This is a genomic window from Serratia sp. PGPR-27, from assembly GCF_022678525.1.
GTDB lineage: Bacteria > Pseudomonadota > Gammaproteobacteria > Enterobacterales > Enterobacteriaceae > Serratia > Serratia nematodiphila.
The window spans coordinates 72,212-82,122 of the sequence record NZ_JALBYS010000024.1 but is presented as its reverse complement, the minus strand read 5'-3'; the positions used below and the strand labels follow the sequence as shown (position 1 = coordinate 82,122).

The 9,911-nt window shown below is 59.3% G+C and carries 9 protein-coding genes, 1 tRNA gene and 2 other RNA genes; 5 read left to right on the top strand and 7 right to left on the bottom strand.

What is annotated here, in order from left to right; translation table 11 throughout:
- On the top strand, positions 1–641 hold a 641-nt coding region (locus tag MMS95_RS14780), incomplete at its 5' end, for a molybdopterin dinucleotide binding domain-containing protein (protein ID WP_277951849.1).
- A 47-nt stretch (positions 642–688) separates the two neighbouring features.
- Here the strand turns inward: MMS95_RS14780 and MMS95_RS14775 are convergent.
- The 5 genes from MMS95_RS14775 to MMS95_RS14755 all read right to left on the bottom strand — a co-directional run bounded on the left by MMS95_RS14775 (position 689) and on the right by MMS95_RS14755 (position 3,190).
- A non-coding RNA gene (locus MMS95_RS14775) (RtT sRNA) lies at positions 689–817 on the bottom strand.
- Positions 818–852: 35 nt separating this feature from the next.
- A non-coding RNA gene (locus tag MMS95_RS14770) (RtT sRNA) lies at positions 853–981 on the bottom strand.
- Between the two features lie 35 nt (positions 982–1,016).
- Positions 1,017–1,093, bottom strand: a tRNA-Pro gene (locus MMS95_RS14765).
- 78 nt (positions 1,094–1,171) lie between these two features.
- Positions 1,172–2,953: an LPS biosynthesis-modulating metalloenzyme YejM gene (gene yejM, locus MMS95_RS14760; protein WP_015378540.1), complete on the bottom strand. Its 1,782-nt coding sequence runs from the start codon at positions 2,951–2,953 to the stop codon at positions 1,172–1,174.
- A gap of 9 nt (positions 2,954–2,962) precedes the next feature.
- Positions 2,963–3,190, bottom strand: a complete 228-nt coding sequence (locus MMS95_RS14755; RefSeq protein ID WP_004935782.1) for a YejL family protein — start codon at positions 3,188–3,190, stop codon at positions 2,963–2,965.
- 211 nt (positions 3,191–3,401) lie between these two features.
- Between MMS95_RS14755 and yejK the strand changes: the two genes are divergently transcribed.
- The gene (gene yejK, locus MMS95_RS14750; protein ID WP_004935779.1) at positions 3,402–4,409 is read left to right on the top strand and encodes a nucleoid-associated protein YejK; all 1,008 of its coding nucleotides are present in this window, start codon (positions 3,402–3,404) and stop codon (positions 4,407–4,409) included.
- An 84-nt stretch (positions 4,410–4,493) separates the two neighbouring features.
- On the opposite strand, the gene rplY is transcribed toward yejK, so the two are convergent.
- Together rplY and MMS95_RS14740 are read right to left on the bottom strand one after the other, a co-directional pair.
- Positions 4,494–4,778 carry a 50S ribosomal protein L25 gene (rplY, locus tag MMS95_RS14745; RefSeq protein ID WP_004935776.1) on the bottom strand — a complete coding sequence of 95 codons (285 nt, stop codon included), beginning with the start codon at positions 4,776–4,778 and terminating at the stop codon, positions 4,494–4,496.
- Positions 4,779–4,940: 162 nt separating this feature from the next.
- Entirely contained in the window at positions 4,941–6,698 is a 1,758-nt protein-coding gene (locus tag MMS95_RS14740) for a DEAD/DEAH box helicase (protein ID WP_004935773.1), read from the bottom strand.
- A 319-nt stretch (positions 6,699–7,017) separates the two neighbouring features.
- Here MMS95_RS14740 and rsuA point away from each other — a divergent pair, with 319 nt between their 5' ends.
- The 3 genes from rsuA (at position 7,018) to MMS95_RS14725 (ending at position 9,908) form a co-directional block, all read left to right on the top strand.
- On the top strand, positions 7,018–7,731 hold the full coding sequence (rsuA, locus tag MMS95_RS14735; RefSeq protein WP_004935770.1) for a 16S rRNA pseudouridine(516) synthase RsuA: 714 nt from the start codon (positions 7,018–7,020) through the stop codon (positions 7,729–7,731).
- Positions 7,732–7,772: 41 nt separating this feature from the next.
- Positions 7,773–8,969, top strand: a complete 1,197-nt coding sequence (locus tag MMS95_RS14730) for a Bcr/CflA family multidrug efflux MFS transporter (RefSeq protein ID WP_015378537.1) — start codon at positions 7,773–7,775, stop codon at positions 8,967–8,969.
- A 594-nt stretch (positions 8,970–9,563) separates the two neighbouring features.
- Complete coding sequence (locus tag MMS95_RS14725; RefSeq protein ID WP_004935763.1) at positions 9,564–9,908, top strand: YejG family protein; 345 nt, start codon at positions 9,564–9,566, stop codon at positions 9,906–9,908.
- Positions 9,909–9,911 lie beyond the last annotated feature (3 nt).

Genomic DNA, 9,911 nt, shown 5'->3' with positions numbered 1-9,911 from the left:
CCCCCCCCCCCCCCCCCCCCCCCCCCCCCCACGGCAGCGTGGGCAACCGCTGGGAGAAACCGCTGCAGATCTGGAATGCGGAAGTGGCGAAGCACCGGCATGCGATCACTGGCGAGCGTTTCAGCGGCTGCCCCACCTGCTACCCGGCGCGTTTGTCGGACGGCCGCGCGGTGGAAGCGCTCTACCCAGAACGGCAGTGGCCGCTGCGCCTGATGTCCTTCAAATCGAATGTGATGAGCAGCTCCACCGCGGTGATCCGGCGCCTGTACGACGTGAAGCCGGTGAACCTGGTGGCCTTGAACCCGGCGGACGGGGCGCGTTTCGGTATTCAACACGGTGATTGGGTGCGCATCAGCACGCCGGGCGGCAGCCGCGAGGCGCAGATCAGTTTGCTGGCGGGGGTGATGCCCGGCGTGATCGCGGTGGAACACGGCTACGGCCACCGGGAGATGGGGGCCAGCCAGCACTACCTGGATGGCGAACCGCTGGCGATGGATGAGCGCATCGCCGCCGGCATCAACCTCAACGATCTGGGGTTTGCCGATCCGACGCGCGAAGTGCCGAATACCTGGCTGGATTGGGTGACCGGTGCGGCGGTGCGTCAGGGTATTCCGGCGGCGATCGTCAAACTTTCCGCGTAAACGGCAGACGAAAAAAAACCTGCTGTAACAGCAGGTTTTCTTAAATTTGGTCGGCATGAGAGGATTATGCGCATCTTCGATGCTTGCCCTGCGGGCCGTTGCTAAAGCAACGTGGTCTCACTTCGTTCGGCTCAAACCTCCTGCGGAGATTCTCATCCTCTCGACGTGCAGACGAAAAAAAACCTGCTGTAACAGCAGGTTTTCTTGAATTTGGTCGGCATGAGAGGATTATGCGCATCTTCGATGCTTGCCCTGCGGGCCGTTGCTAAAGCAACGTGGTCTCACTTCGTTCGGCTCAAACCTCCTGCGGAGATTCTCATCCTCTCGACGTGCAGACGAAAAAAAACCTGCTGTAACAGCAGGTTTTCTTGAATTTGGTCGGCATGAGAGGATTCGAACCTCCGACCCCCGACACCCCATGACGGTGCGCTACCAGGCTGCGCTACATGCCGACGCTATGAAAAATCATACTACCGATTCCCGATGTTAATGCAAGCGCCTCGCCACTTGATTGCTTTAGTTTTAAGCAGTTAGTTGGCGATAAAGCGTTTTACATCGGTCAACACCTGCAACAGCAGAGCAAGCTGCGGTTTCTCGTCTTTTATTTCATCGCCGTTCTGATCGTAGACGCGATAATTGCCGCTGTTGTCCAGCATCAGCGTTTGTGTCGGCGTGGTGATCACCAGCTGGTTGCCATCGCCGGTGGCGATCCAGTTGTTGCGGCGCTGGGCGGTGAACAGATCCTCGCCTTGCGAATAGTCTTTCGGCGCGGTTTGCACGTGCAGCAGGCGTTGCATCAAGGTGCGCATGACGTCGTTATGGCCGGTCAGCTTGCTGATGGTCTGCGCCGGGGTGCCCGGCCAGTGGATCACCAACGGCACCTGCAGCTGCGCCTGGTTGAAGGCGGTGCCGGCGCCCCATTGGCCTTTGCCGCTGTCGTTGAACTCGACGCCGTGCTCGGCGGTGATCACCACCACGGTTTTATCCAGCAGGCCGCGCTGTTTCAGCGTGTCCAGCACCTGGCCTATCTGGGCATCCACATCTTGCGCGCCGGTGCGGTAGCGCCGAATAAAGTCGGCAGGAACCGGTTTTTTGTCGCCTTCGGTCGGCTCGGCGCCGCTGAAGTTGATATAGGAGAACCACGGCTCTTTGCTACCCTGGTCCGCCAACCAACGTTGCCATTGCTGGGTGGTCTGGGCGTCGCTTTGCGGCGCCGGCGTTGGCAGCGAGAAGTCGGTCAACAGAGCCTGGCGGTACAGGCTGGCATTGAAGCCATCGGAGGAGAACAGCCCCAGCTGGTAGCCCCGATCGCCGAGCGCATTGATCAGTGCCGACGGCTTACGGCCGGCGAGCACGCTGTCCAGATAGGTCGGGGAAATGCCGTAGAACAGGCCGAACAGCCCGGTATCGGCATGGTTGCCCGAACTGTAGTGATCGCTGAAACGCACGTTTTCCTGGGCGAAGCGGGTCAGGGTTGGCATGTCCTGCGCCACGTCTTTGGCGCGAATGCCGTCCACTACGATCATCAGCAGGTTATAGTCGCTGCCTTTATCGCCGTAGCTGAGATCGCTGAGCGGATACTCTACCGACACCGCTTCCGGGTTGCCCTGTTGCACCAGACGGCGCTCATACTCTTGCTGGTCGAGCAGGCCGTGTTTCTCGAGGAACTTGCGCGCGGTCATCGGGTACGAGAGCGGCAGGTTGGCTCGCTGCATGGTGATCGGGCGATAGAAGTTGGCGTCGGCCCAGATATAAATCAGGTGCGACGCGAAAAAGGCGCTGATAAACAGCGCCGCCAGCGGCTTGCCGAAGCGGCGGCGGTTCAGGCTGCGCAGCTTCTGCCAGCTCCAGGTGCCGAACAGCATCTCCACCAGGAAGATCACCGGCACGCAGATAAACATCAGCTGCCAGTCGCGCGAAAGCTCGCTTTGATCCGGGTTGACCACCAGATCCCACACCACCGGATTGAGGTGCAGGTGGAAATGGGAGAACACTTCGCTGTCGACCAGCAACAGCGTGAGCCCGATGGTGGCCAACGCGGCGGAAATAAATCGCAGCAGCCGCTGCGACATCACCACGAAGGTGAGCGGGAAGATCACCAGCAAATAGCCGGCGAACACGATAAAGCTGAAATGCCCCAGCAGGCTGACAAAGGCATAGACCCGGCCCAGCAGGGATGCGGGCCAGTCGGTGACAAACAGGTAGCGGCTGCCCAGCCCAAGGGCGAGCAGGATGTTGAATAAGGCGAACCAGTGCCCCCAGCTGATCATCTGGGAGACTTTTTCACGATAACGCTGACGGTTTGTCACCATAAGTCAATATTAATGTGCTTTATCTTCACGGACAGAAGCCTGCAAGGCTTCCGCGAACGATCTCGCCAGGGTTTTCCGCTGCGCGGGGGCAACGCTGGTGTTGATCAAATTAGTGACCATGTTGCCCAGCACCATCAGGGAAAGATCGGTGGGGGTATGGTGTTTTTCCAGAACATTGACCAGCTCTGAGAGCAGTTGTTCAACGTGTTCGTCACTGTAACGGGATGATTGTGGCATAAAATTGCGCTTAGTAATCTGCAAAGTGCCCTATCTTACCGTATAGGGCAGTGATTTTCCGCTCTTTTATCACTTCCTGTCATTCGGGAAATTGTTCGCCCGCGCCGGGGCGGGGCCCCGCTGCGCCTTTCCGGTTGGCCGCAGCTTTTTAGTATTGCAGGGCGGGGTCTTCAGTGTTTGAATACGCGCCTAAAGAACAGGAGGATTTATCATGAGTCTGGATATCGACCAGATCGCTCTGCACCAATTGGTGAAACGCGACGAGCAAACGCTGGACGTGGTGTTGCGCGATACCTTGCTTCCCACCAACGCGGCGGTGGAAGAAATGATGACGGAACTGCATCGCGTCTACAGCGCCAAGAGCAAGGCCTTGGGCCTGTTCAACGAAGGCAGCGAACTGGCGGAAGCGCTGCGCACTTGCCGCAAGGACGATAAGGACTTTCTGGCCTTCAGCCGCGCGGCGACCGGCCGCCTGCGCGACGAACTGGCGAAGTATCCGTTTGCCGAAGGCGGCGTGGTGCTGTTCGGCCAATACCGTTATCTGGCGGTGGAGTACTTGCTGATCGCGGTGCTGAACAGCCGTAACAGCATGCGCGTCAACGAAGAGCTGGATATCAACACCACGCACTATCTGGACATCAACAACGCCGATATCGTCGCGCGCATCGATCTGACCGAATGGGAAACCAACCCGGAATCGACCCGCTATCTGACCTTCCTGCGCGGGCGCGTAGGCCGCAAGGTCGCCGACTTCTTCATGGATTTCCTGGCGGCGTCCGAAGGGTTGGACACCAAGGCGCAAAACCGCGGGCTGCTGCAGGCGGTGGACGACTACTGCGCCGATGCGCAGTTGGACAAGAACGAGCGCCAGTCGGTGCGCCAACAGGTGTACAGCTACTGCAACGAACAGCTGCAGGCGGGCGAAGAGATTGAACTGCAGGCCCTGTCGCAGGAGCTGTCGCCGGTCGGTGAGAAAGACTTCATGCAGTTCTCCAGCGAGCAAGGGTATGAGTTGGAGGAAAGCTTCCCGGCGGATCGCGGCACGCTGCGCCAGCTGACCAAATTTGCCGGCAGCGGCGGCGGCATCAGCCTGAATTTCGACGCCATGCTGTTGGGCGAGCGCATTTTCTGGGATGCGGCCACCGACACGCTGACTATCAGAGGCACGCCGCCGAACCTGCGCGATCAGCTGCAGCGCCGGACCGGCAGCGGCAAGTAAGCGCGCCGGATCGCAGACAATAAAAAACGCCGCAATTGCGGCGTTCTTTATTTCGGCGTCCCGAAAGGTTCGAAAACGTAGCGATTAAACGCGAACGAAGTCGATGTGAGCCAGTTTTGGCTTGAACGGGTGACGCTGTACAGCCTGAACCTTAACTTTGGTTTCTTTACCGTCGATAACCAGAGTTACTGCTTCGCTGTAGAATTCTGGTTTAGCTTCCATGTTCTTAACAGAATCATGGTCCAATTCGATGGAAACTGCAGCTTCTTTGCCACCGTAAACGATAGCTGGGAATTTGTTTGCTGCACGCAGGCGGCGGCTCGCACCTTTACCCTGGTCTTTACGTACTTCTGCATTGATAGTGAACATTGTTTTTTCTCTTAAAAGAAAATTTACCCTGCTACAGGCGACCCAAGTAGCAAGTTCGGGAATCCGCTTTAACGCTGGGCAGGCCCAGGTAAAGCGCGCGGCATTTTAACGGAAAGCCGCCTGCAGGGCAACGAAAACCTGTCCAGATTGGGGACCGTTCGCTCAGGTCAATTGATTGGCGCGGCGGAAACGGCCTTGATAATCGAACACTTTCTCGCGCACCTGCCAAAACTGGCCGCGTTTGCGCGCCACCACGAAATCCGGATGGCGCAGCGCCTGTTGTTGCGCCAGCACGTCGGCGGCGGTGTGCCAGGCGAACGGCACGCCCGGCGCGCGCTGGTGCGGGCGCAGGAACAGCATCTCGAAGGCTTTGCGCTGCGCCGGCGTCTGCAGGCGGAAGCGCTCGCTGGTGCTGGTGCCGTCCTCGTCGTAATAGGTGGCCTTCAGCCATTCGCCCTTGTCATCGCGGCCGCTCTGCAGTTCCATGCCGCCGCAGCGCAGCACCAGCGCGTCTTTCAGCTTCAGCGCCGCCTTCAGCATGTCATCGGGATCGACCAGCACCTCCTGACACTGATGGCAGCGGCGTGCGGCGATGTCGTTCTCCGCGCCGCAGTGCGGGCAGCTCTTGAACCGGAAGCGGTAATCGCACTGTTCGCGGTGGCCGTCGTCGTCTTCCAGCCAGCCCTGACAGCGGCGGCCGTAGTGCTCGATGATATCGCCGTTCTCGGTGCACTTGCCCCAGAACAGATTGGCGAAGCCGCAGGCCGGGCAGAACACCTGCACCGGCTGGCTGTCGCCGTGCGGCTTGCTGACGCCGACCTCAGGCGTAAACAGATCGTGCGGGTTGCCGGCATAGTCGAGGATCAGACAATCCTCCTTGCCGGGCGCCAGCCGCAGCCCGCGGCCGACGATCTGCTGATACAGGCTGACGGACTCGGTCGGGCGCAGGATCGCGATCAGATCGACGTGCGGCGCGTCGAAACCGGTGGTCAATACCGCTACGTTGACCAGATAGCGCAACTGCTGCTGTTTGAACGCCTCGATCAGCGCATCGCGCTCGGCGGGCGGCGTTTCTGCGCTGACCAGCGCGGCCTCGCCGTTCGGCAGCAGGCCGTGGATCTCGCGGGCGTGCTCGACGGTGGCGGCGAAGATCATTACCCCTTTGCGATCGTCGGCGTACTCCACAATCTGGCTGATAATGTGCGGCGTGACGCGGTTTTGCCGCTTCAGCTCGCGGTTCAGATCCGCTTCGCTGAACAGGCCGTTGCTTCTGGCCTCCAGCCGGCTGAAATCGTACTGTACAATCGGCATGTCCAGCCGCTCAGGCGGCACCAGGAAGCCGTTCTTAATCATATAGCGCAGCGGCAGCTCATAGATGCAGTCGCGAAACAGGCTGGCGCCGTCGCCGCGGGTAAAACCGTGGTAGTGATACTGGTAAATCCAGCCCTTGCCCAGACGATAGGGCGTGGCGGTCAACCCCAGCAGCCGCAGCTGCGGGTTGGTTTTCTGCAAATGCTGGATGATTTGTTGGTACTGGCTGTCGTCGTCGTCACTGATGCGGTGGCATTCATCGACGATCAGCAGCGAAAAGGCGCCGTCGAACAGCGGCAGGTTGCGCGCCACCGACTGCACGCTGCCGAACACCACTTTGCCGGCGCTCTCTTTTTGTTGCAGACCGGCGGCGAAGATGTCCGCCTCCAGGCCGTAGGCGCAGTATTTGGCGTGGTTTTGCGCCACCAGTTCCTTGACGTGCGCCAACACCAGCACCCGCCCACGGGCTCGCTTCGCCAGTTCGGCGATCACCAGGCTTTTGCCGGCGCCGGTCGGCAGCACGATCAGCGCCGGTTCGGGACGCCGCCGGAAATGGTTGATGGTGGCTTCGACCGCTTCCAGTTGGTAGGGGCGTAGGGTAAAGGCCATAAAATGAACGCCGTAGAGTGGAATGGGCCGCCGGGTACAGGTCTTGTCGCCCCCGTTCCCACAGAAACAGCGACATTTTACGCCCCGGGCGGCCGAAAAATTTCTACTATTATGCCTTCTGCGCACGCGCGGTGCGAGAAGCGTGAAAATTACCTCTGTCGGGCAACGCGTTGTGTCGCTATACTTGTGTGACAGCAATCGCTGTTCCCCCACGCGATTCCCCCCCTGAACCTGCTATTTGCACCCGGTGCAACGGCGGGCGTCATATTTTGGCAATACGATCAATGCGATCATAACAACGACAGGCAAAGCAGATCCCATGCGATTGGACAAGTTTTTATCTCAGCAGTTAGGCATCAGCCGTGCGCTGGTCGCGCGCGAACTTCGGGCTAAACGCGTCACCGTGGACGGTGAGGTAGTGAAGAGCGGGGCTGTCAAACTGACCCCGGAGCAAGAAGTGGCGTTCGACGGCAATCCGCTGCAGCAGCAGAACGGCCCGCGCTATTTCATGCTCAACAAACCGCAGGGCTACGTCTGCTCTACCGACGATCCCGATCATCCGACGGTGCTGTATTTCCTCGATGAGCCGGTCGCGTACAAGCTGCACGCCGCCGGGCGGTTGGATATCGACACCACCGGGCTGGTGCTGATGACAGACGACGGTCAATGGTCGCACCGTGTCACGTCGCCGCGCCACCACTGCGAGAAAACCTATTTGGTCACGTTGGAGCACCCGTTGGCGGAAGACACCGCGCAGCGTTTCGCTGAAGGGGTGCAACTGCACAACGAGAAAGATCTGACGCGGCCGGCGACGCTGGAGCAGGTCGACGAGCACGTGGTGCGCTTGACCATCAGCGAAGGGCGCTACCACCAGGTGAAGCGGATGTTCGCCGCCGTCGGCAACCGGGTGATCGCGTTGCACCGCGAGCGCATCGGAGCCATCGTGCTGGATGACGATCTGGCTCCGGGCGAATACCGCCCATTGACAGAAGAAGAGATCGCCAGCGTGGGCGCGCCGCACCTGCAGGACTGATAACCGATCATTGATTGCGGCCGATTAAGGAGTCGTGGAACGTGCAACAGAACCGAACCTCTCATCTCGGTTTGATTTTTATTCTGGGCCTGTTGTCCATGCTGATGCCGTTGGCCATCGACATGTACCTGCCCAGCATGCCGGTGATCGCTGCTCAGTTTGGCGTCGAGTCCGGCAGCGTGCAGATGACGCTCAGCGCCTATATGCTCGGCTTCGCCTTCGGGCAGCTGTTCTATGGGCCGATGTCGGACAGCATCGGCCGCAAGCCGGTGATCCTGTGGGGAACGCTGATCTTCGCCATCGCCGGCTGCGCCTGTGCCATGGCGCAGTCGATCGATCAACTGATCGGGCTGCGTTTCCTGCACGGTTTGGCGGCGGCGGCCGCCAGCGTGGTGATCAACGCCCTGATGCGCGATATGTTCACCAAGGATGAGTTCTCGCGCATGATGTCGTTCGTCATTCTGGTGATGACCATTGCGCCGCTGCTGGCGCCGATGATCGGCGGTGCGCTGCTGCTGTGGTTCAGCTGGCACGCCATCTTCTGGACCATGGGCGCCGCGGCGCTGATCGGTTCGCTGCTGGTGGCCTTGTTCATCAAGGAGACGCTGCCGAAAGAGCGGCGCCAGCGGTTCCACCTGCGCACCACGCTGGGCAACTTCGGTTCGCTGTTCCGCCATAAGCGGGTGCTGAGTTACATGTTGGCCAGCGCCTTCTCGTTTGCGGGCATGTTCTCGTTCCTCAGCGCCGGGCCGTTCGTCTACATCGAACTGAACCACGTTTCGCCGCAGCATTTCGGTTACTATTTTGCGCTGAACATCGTCTTCCTGTTCCTGACGACGCTGATCAACAGCCGCAACGTGCGGCGTTTCGGCGCGGTCAAGATGTTCAAGCTGGGGCTGCTGGTACAGCTGGCGATGGGGCTGTGGCTAATGGCGGTGAGCACCGTGGGCCTGGGCTTCTGGGCGCTGGTGATCGGCGTTGCGGTCTATCTGGGGTGCATCGCGATGATCTCCTCCAACGCCATGGCGGTGATCCTGGATGATTTTCCGCATATGGCGGGCACCGCTTCTTCCCTGGCCGGCACGTTGCGCTTCAGCATTGGTGCGCTGGTAGGGGCGGTGCTGTCGATGGCGCCGGGCAAAAGCGCTTGGCCAATGGTCACCTCGATGGCGCTGTGCAGCATCGTGGCGGTGCTGTTCTATGTTTACGCCAGCCGGCCGCGCGATCGCGCAGCCTGACGTTCTCCCGATTCGGGGCGTGTCGCTCCGCATCGTCACGGGGTTGCGCCCTGCCATTTCAGGGTGCAACCGGCAATGAAAAATTTGTTGCTAAATATACGCAAGCTAATCAACTGGCCACTTTCTCACCTGTGTGCTTTTTGTTAAAAAATTCCGCCGTCGTGCCGCCCAATATTCCCCGGGAGGCGCGGCGCGCTGTCGGCTGAGCCGCGCGGGGGGTTTGTATTAGGATTGATGTAAATCAAGGTATTAGCAGCGGTGGCGGCGCTAACGTGACGGGTAAGATGTTTCTTCATTGTAAAAATATGGCGACGAAAAAGTAGTCGCATTGCAAGAAAAAAGAGTTGAGATCGCTGCGGGAAAGGGTTACATATAACGCAAAAATGCGAGCTGAGTCGCAAAATGCCGTGAAATAACACCGCACGGCGCGCCAAAAAGTGGCACGGCATCGGCAAGCACGGGGTCAGGTTAATGGCTTGCGGCAAAATTTACATTTAAATAACATTTGTGCGCGGCAGAGTCGGGAGTCAACGGCTATAACTTAGTAACCCTGTCAGGTAAAAGTGTTTCACCTTTTCAAACTAGGGATTTCATGTGGAGAGTATCCAACTTTCGGTAGTGCATCGCTTGCCGCAAAGTTATCGTTGGCTATCCGGTTTCACCGGCGTGAAGGTCGAACCGATTCCGTTTAACGGAATAGACGAAGATAACAACCTGATTGGGCTGAAGCTGCTCAGCCATGAAGGGGCCGAGGCCTGGCAGGTCATGCAACAGCTCAATCTGTCGCTGCAGGAGATTCAGGTCGACTGTGCGATCGTCGAATGGGAAGGGGAACCTTGCCTGTTCGTGCAGCGCAGCGACGAGAGCGCCACCATGTGCCGGCTGAAAAACGTCGGTGCCGCGATCGCCGAACCACTCAGCGCGCAATACCCCTTCTGAATT

Excerpts from the sequence above, each read along its gene's own strand:
- yejM (WP_015378540.1), bottom strand. The coding sequence starts at position 2,953 with ATGGTGACAAACCGTCAGCGTTATCGTGAAAAAGTCTCCCAGATGATC.
- MMS95_RS14755 (WP_004935782.1), bottom strand. The coding sequence starts at position 3,190 with ATGCCACAATCATCCCGTTACAGTGACGAACACGTTGAACAACTGCTC.
- yejK (WP_004935779.1), top strand. The coding sequence starts at position 3,402 with ATGAGTCTGGATATCGACCAGATCGCTCTGCACCAATTGGTGAAACGC.
- rplY (WP_004935776.1), bottom strand. The coding sequence starts at position 4,778 with ATGTTCACTATCAATGCAGAAGTACGTAAAGACCAGGGTAAAGGTGCG.
- MMS95_RS14740 (WP_004935773.1), bottom strand. The coding sequence starts at position 6,698 with ATGGCCTTTACCCTACGCCCCTACCAACTGGAAGCGGTCGAAGCCACC.
- rsuA (WP_004935770.1), top strand. The coding sequence starts at position 7,018 with ATGCGATTGGACAAGTTTTTATCTCAGCAGTTAGGCATCAGCCGTGCG.